This window comes from Mesorhizobium sp. USDA 3734 (genome assembly GCF_056279665.1).
Genome location: NZ_JBWCCW010000001.1, coordinates 1,986,443 through 2,003,773, shown reverse-complemented (window position 1 = coordinate 2,003,773; position 17,331 = coordinate 1,986,443). Strand labels below are relative to the sequence as shown.

19 protein-coding genes are annotated in these 17,331 nt (G+C 61.5%); 6 read left to right on the top strand and 13 right to left on the bottom strand.

The window, feature by feature from the left end:
* Positions 1-61: 61 nt before the first annotated feature.
* The 5 genes from ACZ89F_RS09625 to ACZ89F_RS09605 all read right to left on the bottom strand — a co-directional run bounded on the left by ACZ89F_RS09625 (position 62) and on the right by ACZ89F_RS09605 (position 4,418).
* Positions 62-1,123: an ABC transporter substrate-binding protein gene (locus ACZ89F_RS09625; RefSeq protein WP_476091480.1), complete on the bottom strand. Its 1,062-nt coding sequence runs from the start codon at positions 1,121-1,123 to the stop codon at positions 62-64.
* A gap of 57 nt (positions 1,124-1,180) precedes the next feature.
* Positions 1,181-2,152, bottom strand: a complete 972-nt coding sequence (locus ACZ89F_RS09620) for a PfkB family carbohydrate kinase (protein WP_476091479.1) — start codon at positions 2,150-2,152, stop codon at positions 1,181-1,183.
* Positions 2,149-3,189, bottom strand: coding sequence for an ADP-ribosylglycohydrolase family protein (locus ACZ89F_RS09615; protein ID WP_476091478.1), 1,041 nt, complete (start codon positions 3,187-3,189; stop codon positions 2,149-2,151). Before ACZ89F_RS09615 ends, ACZ89F_RS09620 begins: the two co-directional genes overlap by 4 nt.
* A gap of 3 nt (positions 3,190-3,192) precedes the next feature.
* Positions 3,193-3,918, bottom strand: coding sequence for a GntR family transcriptional regulator (locus ACZ89F_RS09610; protein ID WP_183450658.1), 726 nt, complete (start codon positions 3,916-3,918; stop codon positions 3,193-3,195).
* A gap of 230 nt (positions 3,919-4,148) precedes the next feature.
* Complete coding sequence (locus ACZ89F_RS09605) at positions 4,149-4,418, bottom strand: DUF982 domain-containing protein (protein WP_109661454.1); 270 nt, start codon at positions 4,416-4,418, stop codon at positions 4,149-4,151.
* A gap of 73 nt (positions 4,419-4,491) precedes the next feature.
* On the opposite strand from ACZ89F_RS09605, the gene ACZ89F_RS09600 reads away from it, so the two are divergent.
* The 3 genes from ACZ89F_RS09600 (at position 4,492) to ACZ89F_RS09590 (ending at position 6,501) form a co-directional block, all read left to right on the top strand.
* Entirely contained in the window at positions 4,492-4,749 is a 258-nt protein-coding gene (locus tag ACZ89F_RS09600) for a hypothetical protein (RefSeq protein WP_476091477.1), read from the top strand.
* Positions 4,750-4,966: 217 nt separating this feature from the next.
* Positions 4,967-5,254, top strand: coding sequence for a hypothetical protein (locus ACZ89F_RS09595; protein ID WP_476091476.1), 288 nt, complete (start codon positions 4,967-4,969; stop codon positions 5,252-5,254).
* 176 nt (positions 5,255-5,430) lie between these two features.
* A complete protein-coding gene (locus tag ACZ89F_RS09590) occupies positions 5,431-6,501 on the top strand; it encodes a sensor histidine kinase (RefSeq protein ID WP_476091475.1) in 1,071 nt (356 codons plus the stop codon).
* A gap of 5 nt (positions 6,502-6,506) precedes the next feature.
* On the opposite strand, the gene ACZ89F_RS09585 is transcribed toward ACZ89F_RS09590, so the two are convergent.
* From ACZ89F_RS09585 to ACZ89F_RS09565, 5 genes are all read right to left on the bottom strand, one after another.
* The gene (locus tag ACZ89F_RS09585) at positions 6,507-6,989 is read right to left on the bottom strand and encodes a pyridoxamine 5'-phosphate oxidase family protein (protein WP_476091474.1); all 483 of its coding nucleotides are present in this window, start codon (positions 6,987-6,989) and stop codon (positions 6,507-6,509) included.
* An 18-nt stretch (positions 6,990-7,007) separates the two neighbouring features.
* Complete coding sequence (locus tag ACZ89F_RS09580; RefSeq protein WP_476091473.1) at positions 7,008-7,181, bottom strand: hypothetical protein; 174 nt, start codon at positions 7,179-7,181, stop codon at positions 7,008-7,010.
* A gap of 282 nt (positions 7,182-7,463) precedes the next feature.
* A complete protein-coding gene (locus ACZ89F_RS09575; protein WP_082525567.1) occupies positions 7,464-7,628 on the bottom strand; it encodes a DUF3309 family protein in 165 nt (54 codons plus the stop codon).
* Positions 7,629-7,818: 190 nt separating this feature from the next.
* A complete protein-coding gene (locus tag ACZ89F_RS09570; RefSeq protein ID WP_476091472.1) occupies positions 7,819-8,277 on the bottom strand; it encodes a hypothetical protein in 459 nt (152 codons plus the stop codon).
* A 455-nt stretch (positions 8,278-8,732) separates the two neighbouring features.
* The gene (locus ACZ89F_RS09565; RefSeq protein WP_476091471.1) at positions 8,733-9,428 is read right to left on the bottom strand and encodes a methyltransferase family protein; all 696 of its coding nucleotides are present in this window, start codon (positions 9,426-9,428) and stop codon (positions 8,733-8,735) included.
* A gap of 236 nt (positions 9,429-9,664) precedes the next feature.
* Between ACZ89F_RS09565 and ACZ89F_RS09560 the strand changes: the two genes are divergently transcribed.
* From ACZ89F_RS09560 to ACZ89F_RS09550, 3 genes are all read left to right on the top strand, one after another.
* Entirely contained in the window at positions 9,665-13,888 is a 4,224-nt protein-coding gene (locus ACZ89F_RS09560) for a tetratricopeptide repeat protein (RefSeq protein WP_476091470.1), read from the top strand.
* 110 nt (positions 13,889-13,998) lie between these two features.
* The gene (locus ACZ89F_RS09555; protein ID WP_476091469.1) at positions 13,999-14,406 is read left to right on the top strand and encodes a hypothetical protein; all 408 of its coding nucleotides are present in this window, start codon (positions 13,999-14,001) and stop codon (positions 14,404-14,406) included.
* Between the two features lie 5 nt (positions 14,407-14,411).
* Positions 14,412-14,693 (top strand): hypothetical protein, encoded by a 282-nt coding sequence (locus tag ACZ89F_RS09550; RefSeq protein ID WP_476091468.1) that lies wholly within the window; start codon positions 14,412-14,414, stop codon positions 14,691-14,693.
* Between the two features lie 102 nt (positions 14,694-14,795).
* On the opposite strand, the gene ACZ89F_RS09545 is transcribed toward ACZ89F_RS09550, so the two are convergent.
* Genes ACZ89F_RS09545 through ACZ89F_RS09535 form a run of 3 tightly spaced genes read right to left on the bottom strand, consistent with a single transcriptional unit; the run spans position 14,796 to position 17,327 of the window.
* Positions 14,796-15,818, bottom strand: coding sequence for an ABC transporter substrate-binding protein (locus ACZ89F_RS09545; protein WP_476091467.1), 1,023 nt, complete (start codon positions 15,816-15,818; stop codon positions 14,796-14,798).
* Positions 15,811-16,578 carry an ABC transporter ATP-binding protein gene (locus ACZ89F_RS09540; protein ID WP_476091466.1) on the bottom strand — a complete coding sequence of 256 codons (768 nt, stop codon included), beginning with the start codon at positions 16,576-16,578 and terminating at the stop codon, positions 15,811-15,813. The genes ACZ89F_RS09545 and ACZ89F_RS09540 overlap by 8 nt, the downstream gene beginning before the upstream one ends.
* Positions 16,575-17,327: an ABC transporter permease gene (locus ACZ89F_RS09535; protein ID WP_476097252.1), complete on the bottom strand. Its 753-nt coding sequence runs from the start codon at positions 17,325-17,327 to the stop codon at positions 16,575-16,577. The genes ACZ89F_RS09540 and ACZ89F_RS09535 overlap by 4 nt, the downstream gene beginning before the upstream one ends.
* Positions 17,328-17,331 lie beyond the last annotated feature (4 nt).

Below are 17,331 nucleotides of genomic sequence, written 5' to 3'. Positions count from 1 at the left end.
CCTCCTCCCCAGGATTGAAGTGCCAGCCGGCGCGAACCGCCGGCTGGCCTGGATGTTGGCTTTATTTCACGTCGACCTTCAGCTGCTGCCAGAGCGCCAGATAGGCTTCGCGCTGCGTGTCGGTGATCGGCGCCTGGAACTGGATGCGCTTGGCCACTTCGGGGTCGCCCATGACCTTGCGGTTGAAGGCATCCTCGGGCAGCGCTTCCACCGCCTTGGTGTTGGCCGACACCGGAGCGCCGACCTTGGTGACCCATTCGACATAGAATTTCGGGTCGATCATATAGTTGATGAAGGCCTCGGCACCGGCGACGTTCTTGGCGCCGACCGGAATGGAAAACGCGTCGAGCCAGGCGACGGCGCCTTCCTGCGGCACGACCAGCGAGACCGGCAGCTTGAAATGCGTCTTGGCGCGATCGGCCGAGCCGCTCCAATAGGTGCCGATGTCGATCTGGTTGGAGGCGACCATCTGGTTCCAGTCGTTCTCCGAGCTCCAGAAGGTCTTGATCTGCGGCATCAGCGAGGTGAGCTTCGCCTTGACCGCATCCATATCCTTGATGTCGTTGATGTTCTGGCCGGTGGCGATGGCGCCGAACTGGACCGCTTCGACGGCATCGTCGCGAATGACGACGCGGCCCTTGTGGGCGGCATCCCACATCTCGGCGATGCTCGTCGGCGGCTTATCGAAGGATTTGTCGTTGATGGCGAGTGCGGTGAGGCCCCACACCCACGGCACGCCATAGACCTTGCCGTCATGAACGAGCATCGGCGATCCCGCCTTGTCCTTGCTGATGTCGGCGTAGTTCGGCAACTTGGAGGTATCGATCGGCTGGATCAGCTTGCCGTCCATCGCCTGGTCGTTGAAGGCTGCATTGATCATGACCACGTCGTAGAGGCCGGGATTGGTCCGGATCTTGGTCAGCATTTCCTGTTCGGAATTGAAGAAATCGTTGATGACCTTGTTGCCGGTTGCCTTTTCGAAAGCCTCGACGGCCCACGGCTCGTCAGCGCCGTAGCCCTTCCAGTTGAGCACATGAACTTCGTCAGCCTTGGCGGCGAACGCGAGTGCGGAGGTAAAGACGGCGGTCGCCGTCAGCAGAGCAGTCAAGTCAGGCATGCGCATGGTTGGTTCCTCTCTGTGGGTTTGCCCGGTTCCCGGGCTTGTCAGGCTTTCCAGCTGTTATGCATTGGCCTTCTGTGTCCGGCCTGCATCCGGCGGGTCGGCGGCATGGCTCAGGAATGTCTGGATTTCGCGATTTGTCGGCGCCGACGAGCCGCCATGGCGGGTGACCGAAATGGCCGCCCCCGCATTGGCATAGCGCGCTGCCTCGAAGGGCGGGATGCCGCGCGCCAGCGCGCTGACGAAAGCGCCGATATGGGTGTCGCCGGCACCATTGGTGTCGATGGCGGCGACCTTGAAGCCGGCAATGGTCCGCGCTGACCCGTCGGCCAATCGCACGTGGCAACCCTTGGGCCCGGAACGGATGACCACGCCCGCAGCGCGCGGGCAATGGTCGACCAGAAGTCGCGCCGCGACAGCCTCGACATCGCCCGGGCCGGCAATCTCGGCCGCCTCCGTCGTGTTGCAGCTCAGCCATGTGGCGCGGGCGAGCACCCGCGACAGGATGGGGCGCGGAATGTCCGTGATGACAGGGGTCGGATCGAAAACGAAAGGTGTTTCAGCCGGCAATGCCTCGATCCAGTCGGTGAGCGCATCGCGGCTCTTGGGGTAGCTCAGCGTGTAGCCGGAGGTGAACACCCAGTCTCCCGGCGCCACCGCGACCGGCGCCATCATGTCGAGGCTGAGCACGCTCTCCGCACCTGGCCACGACACGAAAGTGCGTTCGGCGTCGCTCGAGATCATGGCGACGCAATTGCCACTGTCCATCAAGGACGATGGCGGGGTCAGCGTCGCGATGCCTTCGGCTATGAAAGCAGCACGCAGGAAGTCGCCATTGGATCCGCTGCCAAGCTGGCCGCCGAACACCACTTGCATGCCGGTGCGGCTGGCCGCGACCATCATGTTGAAGCCGCCGCCGGCGACCTGGGCGAAGCTCGACGCCGTCTTTTCCATGCCAGGCGCCGGCAAGGTGTCGATGCGGTAGACATAGTCGACCACGGCACTACCGACATGGACGAGACGCCCGCTCATGCCGCCGCGTCCTTGCCGGAACCGGTTTTCGCCACCCTTGCCGCGACAAGATCGGCGGCGAGCGCGCGAACCTCTGACATGTCGATGCCGACAAGCCGGGCGATGTGCTGTTGCGGCAATCGGGAAAAACCGGTGCAGGCGCCGGCCATGCCGGCAGCGATGGCGCCGATCGTATCGGTGTCGCCGCCGAGATTGGCGCTGATGACGGCTGCTTGCCAAGGGTCGCCGCGCGCGACTTCCAGCACGGCGAAGGCCGCCGGAACGGATTCCTGGCTGGCGACGCCGGTGCCGATCAGATCGGTGATCAGCCGGACGGCATCCCTGATCGCTTTGCCGCGCACGATGTCCTGTGCCCAGACGATACGCGCGGCGATGTCGCCGCCAGTGACCCAATGGCCGAGCGTTGCCCCTCGCCTCGCCGCCGCGACGGCGCTGGCGCAAGCATCGCGCCAGCCGCCGCCGGCGACGCCGCGACTGACGGCAGCGGCAACGGCAGCGGCGGAAGCGATAGCGATCGAGGTGTTGTGCGTCGCCCGGCAGGTCTCCGCCACCTTGGCGACGAACGCCTCCAATGGTTCGAGCGGCATCATGATGCCGACCGGCGCGATGCGCATGGCAGCACCGTTGGTGTCGCCGCTGCGTCCCGCTTCCTCGGCCGGCACGCCATTGTTGATGGCGTCGATGGCACGCTTGGTCGACGGCCCCAAAAGGTCATAGCTGCCGCGCGCCTTCACCTCGCGCTCCCAGTCGAGCAGCGCATTGACCCAGCGCGCGTTGTCGAAACAGTCGCCGGATTCGACCAGAATGCGGCCGAGCAGCAGCGCCTGTTCGGTGTCGTCGGTGATGGTGCCGGCAGCCAGTCCCTTCGACACCGGATGATCGGCGAAAGGCGCGACGAAATCCTCGACATGGCCGTAGAGTTCGGCAATGCGGGCCGGCGACAAAAGCTGCGTCGGCATGCCAAGCGCGTCTCCCAGCGCCCCGCCGACAAGAGCGCCTATGGCGCGATCAATGGCCTTGCTGGTTGCATCGGACATCGCTCAGAACCTCATATGCAGCGCGAAATGCGCCGGGTTGAGCAGGCTGGTGACATATTCGATCGGCCGGTCGTCGGCGGCACGCGTCAGCCGGCGGCCGCGCAGAAACGGCGTGCCTTGCGGGCAGCCGAGGATAGCCGCATCCTCGGCATTGAGCATCTCGATCTCGACCCATTCCTCGCCATGGTCGGGAATGAGGCCGGCGACGCGCAGCGTCTGGTGCAGCGAGCCCTCGCGCAATCCGCGCAACGGTACGTCCTCAAGCTCGGGTGACAATGGCAGCCGGCTGCGCTCGATGGAGATCGCATGGCCGTCGCTGGCGTTGGTGCGCACCCGGTCGACGGCAATGAAGAACGGGCTTTCGATACCAAGCAGCGCAGCCAGATCGGTGTCTTCGATGACCTCCAGCCGCAGCGTCCGCGTCTCGGCATTGGCGCCAGCATTGGCCAGCGCGCGCGACCAGCCGATGGCGTCATCGACCGGCTTGCCGTCGAAGGTGACGAACGAGCCGATGCCGACCTTGGTGGTGATCAGCCCGCGGCTGGACAGTTCCTCGAGGCCCTTGCGGACCGTGTTGCGGCTGACGGAGAAGCGCTGGACCAGCTCATTCTCGCTTTGCAGGCGGTCGCCGAAGCCGAGAACGCCGGACCGGATTTCATGTTCCAGAACGGTAGCGATCTGCTCGGGCTTGCCCGTGCCTGGAGACAGTTGAACCGCGCGCCGCTTCATATAGGTACCTGTTCAGTGAACCTGTATAATCCTGTTCAATATATGGACACCGACGCCGTGTCAACGGATCCAAAAGCAGGCCAACGGGCGCGAAGGTTGCGGAATGCCAACAAAACCGCCGACGACAGGCCGGCATACGGATTCCGAAAAGCCGACCACCGATCAACCGAAAAGACCGCAATCAATCAAGAGGATAGCGCCAGGTCTTGATTCAACCTTGGCCGGACACGCTACGGTATCGACACCTCACGGGGCTCAACGAGGATGTCCGCCTCGATCGCGGCGTTGATGAATGCCGCCCGTGCCGCCGAGGCTTCTTTCTTGCCCTCCAGCACGGCCAGACAGACCTTGCGGGCAACCATGTGCCTTTGCCCGGTCACAACCGGCCAGCGGTTCATCAGGATGTCGGCAGCCTGAGCAACCCTCTCCACGTTGAAGATCGAGTTTCGCGATCGGCCGAGCGCAATCCTGACCGGCTCATCGAAACGTTGGTCTTGCACCACCCCACCTCCGGAATCGAACGTGCCGACCTAATTCCCTGTATTGTGATAGGTTCCGGAAGAAAGGTGCAAGATGTCCGAGTCCAGTGGCCAGAAAAATCCCAGGCTGATCGTCGTGGTCGCGTTCGATCGCGGCGAGGATGGCGAATTGTTTCCAGCCTTTGGGCCCGCCGACCAGCAGAGCGAGGATCGCGCCATACGCACCGCCAGAGCTCTGGCGGCAAAGCATGCCGGCGTCATCGCCTGGAGCCGCGAGGCCGATCCGACGCTGGGCGAATACGGCCCGCCGAACACGCTCTTCGTCAGCGGCGACGTGCCTGACATGGAGTAATCCGCAGCCGCCCGACCTCGGCTCAACTCAATGTCTGTGACCTCGCCGAGAATCGAGAATATCGCCGCGGATCCAATTGGCTCGGCACCGTGCTAGGACGGGCCGACAAAATAAAATCTCGTTTTAATATATACTCCTCTGAAGGAACTGTTTTCTCTCGATCCCGTTTGTCTGCAGGTCGTTTATTCCAATGACCTCGACAGAGAGGAATTCCCAAATGAACCTCAAGATGCTCACTATGGGCGCGATGGCGCTTGCGATGATGACTGGCTCAGCGCTGGCCGCTGGCAACACGTCGGCGCTCGACGATCCGGCGAAGATGTCGCCCTTCTTCACCGATGCCGGCATGAAGACCATGAAATCCGAGGCGGAATTCAAGGCCGCCTGGATGGCTATGAAGGAAGAAGACCGCGCAGGCATGATGAAGGAATGTGGCGACGAGGCCATTGCCAAGTCGCATGACAATTTCTGCAAGATGACCAAGCAGCTCGGCGGCGCGAACTGACGCACGGCGCATGCCCGGAAACAGCCGGATGAAGGCGGGCAAAGTGCCCGCCTTTTTTAGTGGCGATGTGAGACATCACATCACCGTGCCGGCGGATTCAATTCGCGACAGCGGTCCGGCAAATGTGTAGTGTCCATGCTTGGAGTGGCAGAACGCCGCTCATTTGGCTTGTGCCCATGTTTCAACCTATTGCGAATATCGAAGACGCGCAGACGCTGGCGCAGGCGATCGTCAACACGATCACCGAGCCTTTTCTCGTCCTCGACGAGCAGTTTCGCGTGCTGGCGGCCAGCCGCTCCTTCTACAAGACATTTGAAGTGGACCCCGCGCAGACCCAGGGCTCGCTGCTCTACGCGCTCGGCGACGGTCAGTGGGATATTCCCGCACTTCGCCTGCTGCTTGAGACCATCATTCCCGAAAAAACCGCCATGGACGGCTTCGAGGTCGAGCATGATTTCCCCCGTATCGGCCGCCGTACCATGCTGCTCAATGCCCGCAAGGTGCTTTACGACCACAGTTCAGCCATCACCATTCTTCTCGCCTTCAATGACATAACCGCCCGTCGTGTCATCGAGCGGGAGAAGGAAGAGCTGCTCAGCCGCACCGAAGATCTGCTTCGGCAGAAGGACGTCTTGCTGCGCGAGATGGAGCATCGGGTTGCCAACAGCCTGCAGATCATTGCCTCGATCCTGTTGCTGAAGGCACGCTCGGTCACGTCGGAAGAGACGCGCCAGCATCTCAAGGACGCCCATCAGCGCGTTCTGTCCGTGGCCGAGGTGCAACGCCATCTCCACACCTCCGCCGGGGTCGACGAGATCGATGTCGGCTCTTACCTTCCGAAATTGTGCGGCAGCCTCGCCTCGTCGATGGTCGGCGAAGCCCAGCCGATCACGGTCACCGTGACGGCCGAAGCCGGCAGGATGGATTCGCAAAGGGCCGTCAGCCTCGGCCTGATCGTCACCGAACTCGTGCTGAATGCCATCAAATATGCCTTTCCCAAGGAGAAGGCCGGCGCTCGCATCCAGGTGAGCTACGAGACCGCGGGCAGCGACTGGAAACTGACGGTTTCGGACAATGGCGTCGGCAAGATCGCCAACGATGTACCGGCTACCGGTCTTGGAACAGCCATCGTGGAAGCATTGGTGAAACAGCTGGAGGCCAAGGTGGACGTTGTCAGCGACACTGACGGCACCAGCGTGTCGGTCACCCGGGCGACGTTCACCTCACGGGTGCCGCGAGCGGCGTAAAGTCGCTACCACGATGCTTGCCTTCCGGATATCGCCTCGATCCTGATCTGATAAAAGAGATGGCTGCCCGAAACTGTCGCGGCGTTGCCTGGCTTCAGGGCTCCCGGTTCCCACCAGTTCGCATGCCTTGTCAGAAGCGACCAGGCAAATTTGCGATCACCATCGACGGGAGCAGTCATTCTTTCAACGCCGGCGATGCCGTCCAGGTCCGGTCCTTTGGGCAACTCCTCGAAAAGGCCATCCACGACGACACTCCTCCAGCTATTGGTACCACCGACATCATCCACCTGAAGACAGACGCGAGGGTTGGCCTGCATCCACTCGACCTTCCTGCCGGGAAGCGAGAAGCTGAAAATGAAGTTGTCACCGAAGGCAAAATGGATCGGCACCACATAGGGTCTGAGGTCGCGCACACAGGCCAGGCGGCCAAGGCGTTGCGTCTTCAACAGGGCAACGCAGTCCGGCCGCGTCATTTCCTTGACGTTCATTGCGATCCTTCTTTCCGTTCAGGCATGGCGGTCGATACGGCGGATGATCTTGATGGCCTCTGCTTCCGCCACGCCAATCAGCGCATCGATTCCCTGGATGGTCTCGATATGGCCGCGAGCCGCCACCATCCGCCGCAGGACGTGAAGATCATCGCGAATTTCGCAGAGTGTTGTCCGCAGCGTCGGGGGCATTTGGCAGCCTTCCGTAACTCAACGGCATCGACGCAAGCCGGTTCCCTCGCCCGTCAAGCAAAAGCCCGCCACGGTGAACCGGAGCGGGCCTTGGAGGAGGACAAGGGGTGGGACCCTCTCCTCTTGTTTCCACGGGGGGTGTGGACCGCGATCACCTTACAAGAATTTCGAAACGGGCCGGATCACAAGCAGGCCCGCACACATCACAATCCGGTGCGCGACAGGCACTGACCCGGTCACGAGATTGCGATCGCCCCGGAGTCAATCAAGCGAGCAGCGCGGCTAGATCCGTCCAAGCACAACCAGCACGATGAGGATCAGCAGAACGAGCCCGAGACCACCGCCGCCATAGTAGCCGGTTCCGTAGAACGGACCGCCGCCAAGGCCGCTGAAGCCGCCAAGCAGCGCAATGATGAGGATAATGATGAGAATGGTTCCTAGACTCATGGCTGTTCCCGCTCCTGTAGGCGCTGACGCGCCGGTTTGAACATCGTCGCATGCGATGTTTCGATGACTTGAACGTTCGAGCGGCCCTACCGTTCCGCGCTATTGTGCCAAGCAAACCGCCCGAAGAAGAGTCGCTGGCAAATGGAAAAGGCCCGTCACCTTGCGGCAGCGGGCCGGGTATTTTTCTACCTTAGCGGCGCGAGATCAACAGACACAGCTGGCGCAGGTCGCGGTCGTAGCTGCCTGAGCTGTTCAACACGTCGACGCAACGCTTCTTCATACGCGCCACCTGGCTATCCGACATGTCGGCGACGACACCTGGCAGGCTGGTGTTGGAAGGATTGCTTGCGTTTGTTCCGCCGACGCCGATGCCGGTGCCGATACCGACACCCGCACCATTTTGACCGCCAACCGTGGTGCCAAGTCCTGCGTTAACGCCGTTGCTACCCCCGGCACTTGCTCCTGCACCCGCATTGACGCCACCGCTGCCGCCAATGGAGGTCCCGGCGCCAGTGTTGACGCCGCCGCTACCACCCACCGAGGCACCAGCGCCAAGACCGAGGCCTGCGGCATTCGCCGGCAGGCAAAGAGCCAAGATTACTGCACTACCTGCCAACACACTGGTGACTGTCTTGATGGTAAAAGCCATAACACTCTCCTGTTTTCGTTGCGCTGAGGCAGCCGGTGAATACCGATTACTAGATCAAATACGCAGCAGGCGAGATTCAGTTTCAAATACAGAACAACAAGCAATACTGATGGTATTTATTTTTGAAATTGCAAATCGACAATAATATTATTGTTAAAAATTTAATTGTAAAAAGTTTTATATATAAATTTCGCATATACTCGACATTAGTTTGATCTAGAGATCAGAATCGATTTTTTGACCGCCACTAAGTGACCTATATCTCAGCGAGCGATTGTGTTCGATCGCTGCAAAGCTGGCGCGACTACGGTGACCAGCCGACCGGAAAATTACCCATCGCCGGCCCCAGACACCGTTACAGCTGAAGCCAGATCAGGCCCAAACGGACGATGGTCGGAAGCACGCACCTGCTCGCAAATACGGCAGGCGGCAGCAGGGGGTTGGTCGCCCTGTTGTCAGACGATCCCGTAGTACAGCCTGTAATGGACGCGCTTCATATAGTCCCGGTATTCCGGCGTGGCGGCCAGCAACGCCTCTTCGCGCAGGATGCGATGCACCTGGAAGAAGGTGATCACGGCATAGACGGCAAGATTGTAGAAGGAAAAGGCCGACAGCAGGAACAGGACATGACCGATGAGGTAGCCGGCATAGATCGGGTGCCTCACCAGACGATAGGCACCGCCGGTCATCACGCCGCGATTTCCCGGCAGAATGGCGAACGAGCGCCCCAGCGACATCTTTCCCCAGATCACGAACCCTAATGCCAAGACCTGCAGCGGCGCCGCGACATAGACCGGTATGATGGCCACGCCTGGCTCGAGGGCTATGAAGCCGACACCGAAGCTGGCGATCACGGAGACAACCACCGTGAGCGGGTTCCAGTCGCGAACCGTCGGCCGCCGAGACAGAAGCAGCCAGGTAAAGGTCAGGATCTCGGAAATCGCCACCAGCGCCACATTGATACGGGTCGGGTCGAGCATAAGGTGATACACGCCGCGGTAGACGAACATCCCCGCGAAAGCCAGCGCGCACGCCCTGAAGAAGCCTTCGCGCAAGTCGACGAGGATTTCGCGCTTTCGGATTGCGGACAGAATCCCGTAGTCTTTGACGTGCGAAGGGGTTTCGATTTTTGATATGAGCAAGGCAAGCATCCCAATGATCCCTCAGGGCAACCTTTGCATGCAACCATTGCCGGGCAGTTAATCAACAAGATCGGATCAGCATTAAACGGGATCAATGCTACCGAAGGCATCCGAGCTGCCCCCGCACCGCGGGACAGATCGTTCTGCAACATTGCAATTTATGCTTGCATTTTGGAACAAATAAAGAACAATAAGTCAATTACCGCTGAGGCGGACCAAGGCTTTTCGGGGGGAGGACCAGCGATATGGCGAGCTGGAAAGGTGCGGCGCTGCCCTTCGCCGTGATTGGATTGCGTGTGCCGATGAAAGTTTCGCCCGGCCGGCTGTTGGCTGGGCTTGCTGTCATTCTTGCCTTGAACGCACCGGCGCTCGCCACAGAGAGGGACTACGCAACCTGCATAGGCAAGGACATCGAGCCAGACAAGCGCATCGCCGCCTGCACGCCGATCGCTGAGGACACCACGGAGCCGCCTCGTATCCGCGTCATGGCCTACTTCCATCGGGGCGTCGCCCGGGACGACAAGCAGGACTACGATCGGTCGATCGCGGACTACAGCGAGGCGATTGCGCTCGATCCCAAACAGGCATCGGCATACTTCAACCGCGGAGCCGATTGGTACGACAAGGGAGACAACGACCGCGCTATCGCGGACTTCAACCTCGCCATCAGCCTGGAGCCATCGTCGAGCGATGCTTATTCCAGCCGCGGCGCCGCCTTCCTGCGCAAAGGCCGTACCGATGCGGCCATTCTCGATTTTCAACAAGCGATCGAGGCCGATCCACAAAACGGCAAGGCACATGCCGGCCTCGGCACCGCCTGGGACAGGAAGGGCGACCTGGTGCGCGCCGTCGCCGAATATGACGAGGCGATCCGCATCGATCCGAAGGACCTGATCGTCTATATCAACCGTGCCATTGCTCGCGCCGCCACGGGCGAATTCGACCACGCCATAGCCGACTATGACGTTGTGCTGGGCCTTGATCCCAAGAACGCCGACGCCTATGCCAACCGGAGTGCTGCCTGGCTCGGCAAGAACGATTGGACTCGCGCGATTGCCGACGCCAGCACCGCGGTGGAACTCGATGCCGCTGGTATCGACGGCTATTACTACCGGGCCGTCGCCTGGGCGAGCAAGGGCTACAATGATCTCGCCATAGCCGATTTCGACAAGGCGATCGCCCTTGATGTGAAATATGCGAGGGCCTATTTCGGCCGCTCCCTGGTGCGGACACGCAACGGCGACGCGGTCGGCGCAGCCGCCGATTGCCGAAAAGCCATCGAACTCGATCCGAAGAAGGCAGGTGGCTGCGACATAGGACCGGAGGGTGCGAAGGCGCCTGCTGTGCCACAGACACCCAAACCTGCCGCATCCCCTGTGTACGAACCGCTACAACTATACCCCAAAGAGGACCACTCCGAGCTTGTTGCCTGGAACCTCAAACGGGGGCTGGAACAGCAGGTGCAAGGCGACGTCAGAGGCGCGATAGACTCATTCAGCTTTGCGATCCAGCTAGATCCTTACAACGCCGAAGCCTTTCACGACCGGGCGCTTGCCGAGGCATCCCAGGGAAATTACGCCATTGCCGCCACCGACTGTCGGCGCGCCATCGAACTCGACCCGAAGCGCGCAGGCTCTTGCAGCGAACGCGCGCCAGGCGAAACAGCTCCGTTGGTTGCCACTGGGACAAGGGACCCGGCAGCCGCAAAAGTCCTGCTCGAGCGCGCCGAGGCGCGGCTTGCAAAATATGGCGTCGAAGGCGCACTTCTCGATTTCGACAAGGCGATCAGCTTCGATCCCGAGAACGCCGAAGCCTATTTCAGCCGGGCCGGCGCCAGGACACTAAAGGGCGATATGATCGGTGCGGCGGCGGATTGCCGTCGTGCCGCCGAGCTCGATCCAAAATGGGCGGGAAGCTGCCGGGAACAGGTTGCGGGCAACGATAGCAAGTCGGCACCGTTGCCAGACACACAAGAGCCGAATCCGCGAGCCACCGTTTCGAATATGGCGGCCACGCAAGACACGCTGGCCGCGAAGGCCCTGGAGGCGACCGACCCGCGCGCCCTGGAAGCGATCCTTGGCGGCGATGCCTTCCTGGACATGGGCAAGTACGATCAGGCGATCGGCGCCTACAACCAGGCGATCTCGCTCGATCCGAACAACCGGTTTGCCTATTTCGGCCGCGGCAAGGCCTGGGCTGCCAAACGAGCCTACGAGCAGGCGATCGCCGACTACGACGAGGTCATCGAACTCGCCCCCGATTTTGCCGCGGCTCATTTTCGCCGGGGCCTCGCCAAGGTCACCCTTGGCGACATCGATGGTGCTCTCGCCGATTGCGGCCGAGCCGCCACGCTCGATCCGAAGGCGCGCGACGCATACTTCTGCAAGGGCATGGCCTGGCATGCGAAGGGTGATGCCACCCGCGCGCTCGCCGCATATTCCGTGGCGATCGAGATCGATCCGAAGGACGATGCCAGCTATTACGGGCGCGGCATGGTGCGGGCCGGCAGGAAAGACTATGACGGCGCTACTGCCGATTTCGACGAGGCGATCAAGCTCGATCCGGGCAATGCGGACTATTTCGTCAGCCGCAAAGCAGCGGCGGCGGCGAAAGCCGAGCTGCAACCCGGCGCCGAACCCTTGGCCCCGCAGAACGCCGCCAATAAAGCCCGGTCCGACGGCAAGCTGTCCGCCGCCAAGATGGCGGAGCTCATTCAGGCGACGGACCCGCACGTTCTGGCCGCGGTAAGGCACGGCGATAGCCTGTCGGATGCCGGCAAGTATGACCAGGCAATCGGCGCGTATGGCAAGGCGATCACGCTCGACCCCGACAGCCCCCTTGCCTATTTCGGCCGCGGCAAAGCCTGGGACGCCAAGCGCGCCTATGATCGAGCGATTGCCGACTATGACCAGGTGATCAAGCTCCTCCCGAATATGGTCTCTGCCTATGTTCGCCGGGGCATGGCCAAGGCCACGACCGAGGATGCCGAAGGTGCTCTCCTCGATTGCGGCCGGGCCGCCACGCTCGATCCGAAGGTGCTGGATGCATATTTCTGCATCGGCATGGCCTGGCACGTGAAGGGCGATACCCAGCGAGCCATCACAGCCTATTCGGCGGCGATCGAGATCGATGCCAAGAATGCCCCCAGCTATTACGGGCGCGGCATAGAACGAGCCGACAGCAAGGACTATAATGGCGCCATTGCCGACTTCGACCAGGCGATAAGGCTCTATCCGGGCAATCCGGACTACGCGGTCGCCCGCAAGGCGGCCGTGGCCGCGTTGAAGAAAGGCGGCGCCGCGCCGGGTGCCGTCGGCTCGGATCCCAAGAACCTCAAGGCCTTCATGGATCGTGGCAATGCGTTCTACAGGAAGCGCAAATACGATCGCGCGATCGCCGAGTACAGCCGCGCGATCATGCTCGATCCAAGGAAGGCCGCCGCCTATGTCGGGCGAGGACTGTCACGCGTCGAGAAGAGTGATTATGATGGTGCCATCGACGACTACGGCAAGGTGATCGAGCTCTATCCGACTTATTTCGACGCTTACCTCGGCCGCGCCATTGCGTGGGGCAAGAAGAGCGAACTGGATCGCGCCATCGCCGACTACAATCGCGCGGTCGAAATCGAGCCCGGCTACGCGCCCGTCTATTTCGGCCGTGGCAACACCTGGTTCGCGAAGGGCGATTACGACCAAGCCATTGCCGACTTTGATCAGGCGCTGAAGCTCAATCCAAAGCTGGCCCTCGCTCGTAAAGGCCGCAAACTGGCAGTGGCGGCAAAGGCGAACGCCTTAAAGACGTCAGACGAAGCCGTTGGCCAAGCTGGCAAGGAGGCCAAGCCAAGTAGCGCTTCGCCAGCCGCGCAGGCGTTCAGCAAGGGCTGGACGCTGCACGAGAGGGACGACTATGACGGCGCCATAGCGCTTTACGACAAGGCGATTGCGCTCTTTCCGGCATTCCACGACGCCTATCTGGCCCGAGCGATGGCCTGGGGATCCAAGGGCGACTACGCTCATGCCGTCGCCGATTACAGTCAGGCAATCACGCTCAATCCGAATTTTGCCGACACCTACTACGATCGTGGTCAGAACCGCGGTTTCCAAAGAGATTACGACGGGGCGCTTGCTGACTACGGAAAGGCCATCAGTCTCAATACCAAGGACGCAAGGGTCTATGCCGATCGGGGCCTCATATTGATGGGCAGGCATGAGGACGTCGCAGCGTTACGTGATTTCGAAAGGGCGCTCAGCCTCGATCGCAAGAACCCCTTTGCTTATTTGGGCCGGGGCGTGATTCGGATCAGCAAGGCGGATTATGACGGGGCCATCGCCGATTTGAGCCAGACGATAAAGCTCAAACCGGATTTCGCCGCCGCCTACAAAGTGCGGAGCAGGGCGTGGGACGCCAAGGGCAACCGCAAGCGCGCCGAGGCCGACCGCAAGAAAGCGCTGAGCCTCGGGGCGAAATAGAGACAAGGTTTGTGAGGGCTGCCAGATGTCACGTTGGAAAGGCTTGGGCGTGGCGGCGGTCGCTGCTTTGTCCTTTGTTGCGGCAAAGGTATTGCCCTGGGCGGTCGGCTTTGCCGGCGGTAAATATCTCTACCAGACCGTGGGCGGGTTCGCCCGATCCACAAACGCTGACCGCAGCTCAGGTAAGCGAACAGATTCGGAGCCAGGGAAGCCAGATTTTCAGGGCAATCAAGCAGGAGTTTCCAGACGACTACGACGCGGTCGTAGAAAACATCACGGCCGTGGCCAAACTTGGAAATGTCGATCAAGTGCGAAATACGAGCAGGATGGCTGTCGACGATCTCAGGCGAAGATGCGCATCCCTGCTGTCCTCGGCTCCGAACAGCAAAGCCGCCGAAGCACTACGTGCACAATTGGATATGCTCAACCATGTCATGGCGCGGGAAACCACTGCCATCTGCAACAACTACCTTCGTGAAGGGCCGGCGCGCTCAACGCGCCGGACCAGGATTTCCTGATCGACATGGACAAGGTCGGCGCCACCCTGTTCCACGCCTTCGGCGCAGCGAAGAAGGGCGGCCTGCCCGCCGCTTCAGCCAGCGATGAAGACTGGTCGCTGCTGGCCGACGCTTTCATCAACGCTGGCGGCACTACCGCCGAGATAACTGCCATTGCCAATGTCAGCCGGGAATTCGAAGGTCTCTGCCCAGCCGTGGCAAAACTCTACGCAGCCGCATTGTCGCTGCAGGGTGAACCCGGGCGGCACATCAAAGCCACTCTGCTCTATGAGATCGCCCGGAATTAGCCGGGACTCGCTGATCTATGCGTCCGACGTGGATCTGTCGCGCCTCGTGACCTCTTTGACTGGCTAGCCATTTCCTCGAAGCTCGAGAAGCCGATTGACTCCCTACCCCAGAATTGAATTGCTGAAATACTTTGCGAAATCAGGGCGTTGCGCCAGAGCTTTGCCATCGGCATCGCGCAAAATACCGGAGGCGAAGAGATAGTCGCCGATCGCGTCCATCTTGGCCGGATCCATCGTCCCGATGGCGCCGCTTTGACTGCATAGATAATGGCCGTCGATCAGCGCTTTCAGCGAAGCGTGGATCAACGCCGGATTGGTCAGTGCATCCTTGTTGGCCGCGATCAACAGGGCTGTCGCCTCATCGGGACTGTCGACGGCGAACTGGTAGCCGCGCCGTGTCGCCTGGACGAAGGCGACCGCAAGCTTGGGGTTTGCCTGGAGATAGGCTTCGCTCGAAGAGATCAGTGTGGTGTGCTCATCAGGCACGCCGTAATCGGCATAGACGAAACTGCGCTGTTTGACGCCCTTGAGTTCGGCTTCGACACCCTCCCAGGTCGAGACTTCAAGCGTGAAATCGACCGAACCATTGGCCAGCGCCTCATAGGCTGAGGTACCGAGCGTCACCGTCTCGAAATTACCCTTGCCGCCGTCATGGCGGATGATGGTCGATATCAGTGCGTTCTCCCAGGCACTGCCGAAGCCGCCATAGGTCAAGCCGTCAAGGCTTCTCGGGCTTTTGATCTCGTCGCGCGCAGCATTGAAGACCACGCGGCCAGTTTCAGACTGTACCACCGCATAGACGCCCTTCAGATCCGCCCCGGCGGTTTTCTGGGTGAACAGGCTGATGGTGCCGTTGATGCCGAAATCGGCGACGCGATTTGCAACCAGCGTGCCCGCACCGGTATCGCTGTAGGGCAGGATGTCGACCTCGAGACCGGCCTCGCGATAAAAGCCCTTGTCGCGGGCGACGAACAGTCCGATGTGGTTGGTGTTGACCGTCCAGTCGAGGGCGACGGTGACCTTTTGTGCCGCCGATTGTGCTCGGGCTCGCCCCGATCCGGCAACGAGCGGAAGGCCTGTGGCAAGGGTCAGCAACAAGGCCTGCCGGCGCGTCAAGTCAGTCATGGTCGTGTCCTTTGGATGGGTTGGGGTTGAGGATGATGTCGAGGATTTCGGCCTCGAGCGCACTTGCCTGGCGCGCAGCAGCGCCGCCAACGCTGCGCGGGCGCGGCAGCGGCACCTTGATTTCACGGACGATGCGGGCCGGGCGCGCCGACAGCACATAGATGCGGTCGGACAGGAACACGGCTTCGCGTACGTCGTGAGTGATCAGAAGCGCCGTCCAACGGTGGTGCCGCCACATCTGTTCGAGCCAGCGCTGCATGGCGGTGCGGGTCAGTGCATCGAGCGCACCGAACGGCTCGTCGAGCAGCAGCATGTCACGCTCCTGCACCACCGTGCGCAAAAGCGCCGCGCGCTGCCGCATGCCGCCGGACAGCTGCGCGGGAAAATGCTCCTCGAAGCCGGCAAGCCCGAACTCGGCAAACAGCGGCGCGACGCGCGCCCGCGCCGCCTTGCGCCTGATGCCTTGCACTTCGAGCCCGAGCGTCGTGTTGTCGAGGATGCGTCGCCACGGCATCAGCGCATCGCGTTGCGGCATGAAGGCGAAGTGCCTGCCGTGGTCGTCGAGTCGCACGCCGTCGAACAACATCTCGCCCTCGCCATGCTCGGCGCCGGTCAGAAGCTGGAACAGCGTCGATTTGCCGGCACCCGAGGGCCCGAGGATCGAGACGAATTCACCCGCGCCGACACTCAGCGAGATATCGGCCAGCACGTCCAGCCCACCGAACGCCTTGTGCACATGCCGCAGCTCGAGCCTGCTCATCGCCACGGCCTCTTCCCTGCGGTTTCCTTGCCGGCGCGCTCCCAGGGCATGGCAAGGCCCTGCAGCAACACAGTCAACCCGAACAGGACAAGTGTCAGCGCGGCGCTGACACCGACGGCGGCCAGCACCAGATCGGGGCGGAAATTGTTCTTGGCGTTGAGCATGTAGATGCCCAGCCCCTTCGCGGCCCCGGCATATTCGGCGAAGATGGCGCCGACCACCGCATAGGTGATGGAGATCCTCAGGCCAGCAAAGAAGTAAGGCAGCGCCGAAGGCAGCCGCGCCAGCACGAAGATGCGCCAGCGCCCTGCTCCCATGGCGCGCAGCATTTGCCCGATCTCGGCCTCGGTCGCCTCATAGCCCTCGACCAATGCCACCAACATCGGAAAGAAGGTGACCAGTGCCACCAGCATGATCTTGGGTGCCAGTCCGAAACCGAACCACAGCACCACCAACGGCGCAATCGCTACCAGCGGCAAGGTCTGGCTGACGATGAAGACGGGAAACAGCGCACGCCGCAGCGGCTGGAAGAAGTCGACCAGCATCGACAGCGCAAAGGCGGCGCTGAGCGAACAGGCAAAGCCAAGCAGCGTGGCGCGGATCGTCGGAATGGCGTTTTCGACCAGCGCCTCGCGATTGAGCATCGCTTGCTCGAAGACACGCGACGGCGCCGGCAATGTCGTCGGCTTGATGCCGGAATAGGTGGCATAAAGCTGCCACGCCAGCAGGAGCAAGCCGACCGAGATCATGGCC

Bases quoted from the DNA above. Each gene is read 5' to 3' on its own strand.
- ACZ89F_RS09625 (WP_476091480.1), bottom strand. From the start codon at position 1,123: ATGCGCATGCCTGACTTGACTGCTCTGCTGACGGCGACCGCCGTCTTT.
- ACZ89F_RS09620 (WP_476091479.1), bottom strand. From the start codon at position 2,152: ATGAGCGGGCGTCTCGTCCATGTCGGTAGTGCCGTGGTCGACTATGTC.
- ACZ89F_RS09615 (WP_476091478.1), bottom strand. From the start codon at position 3,189: ATGTCCGATGCAACCAGCAAGGCCATTGATCGCGCCATAGGCGCTCTT.
- ACZ89F_RS09610 (WP_183450658.1), bottom strand. From the start codon at position 3,918: ATGAAGCGGCGCGCGGTTCAACTGTCTCCAGGCACGGGCAAGCCCGAG.
- ACZ89F_RS09600 (WP_476091477.1), top strand. From the start codon at position 4,492: ATGTCCGAGTCCAGTGGCCAGAAAAATCCCAGGCTGATCGTCGTGGTC.
- ACZ89F_RS09595 (WP_476091476.1), top strand. From the start codon at position 4,967: ATGAACCTCAAGATGCTCACTATGGGCGCGATGGCGCTTGCGATGATG.
- ACZ89F_RS09590 (WP_476091475.1), top strand. From the start codon at position 5,431: ATGTTTCAACCTATTGCGAATATCGAAGACGCGCAGACGCTGGCGCAG.
- ACZ89F_RS09585 (WP_476091474.1), bottom strand. From the start codon at position 6,989: ATGAACGTCAAGGAAATGACGCGGCCGGACTGCGTTGCCCTGTTGAAG.
- ACZ89F_RS09580 (WP_476091473.1), bottom strand. From the start codon at position 7,181: ATGCCCCCGACGCTGCGGACAACACTCTGCGAAATTCGCGATGATCTT.
- ACZ89F_RS09575 (WP_082525567.1), bottom strand. From the start codon at position 7,628: ATGAGTCTAGGAACCATTCTCATCATTATCCTCATCATTGCGCTGCTT.
- ACZ89F_RS09570 (WP_476091472.1), bottom strand. From the start codon at position 8,277: ATGGCTTTTACCATCAAGACAGTCACCAGTGTGTTGGCAGGTAGTGCA.
- ACZ89F_RS09565 (WP_476091471.1), bottom strand. From the start codon at position 9,428: ATGCTTGCCTTGCTCATATCAAAAATCGAAACCCCTTCGCACGTCAAA.
- ACZ89F_RS09560 (WP_476091470.1), top strand. From the start codon at position 9,665: ATGGCGAGCTGGAAAGGTGCGGCGCTGCCCTTCGCCGTGATTGGATTG.
- ACZ89F_RS09550 (WP_476091468.1), top strand. From the start codon at position 14,412: ATGGACAAGGTCGGCGCCACCCTGTTCCACGCCTTCGGCGCAGCGAAG.
- ACZ89F_RS09545 (WP_476091467.1), bottom strand. From the start codon at position 15,818: ATGACTGACTTGACGCGCCGGCAGGCCTTGTTGCTGACCCTTGCCACA.
- ACZ89F_RS09540 (WP_476091466.1), bottom strand. From the start codon at position 16,578: ATGAGCAGGCTCGAGCTGCGGCATGTGCACAAGGCGTTCGGTGGGCTG.
- ACZ89F_RS09535 (WP_476097252.1), bottom strand. From the start codon at position 17,327: ATGATCTCGGTCGGCTTGCTCCTGCTGGCGTGGCAGCTTTATGCCACC.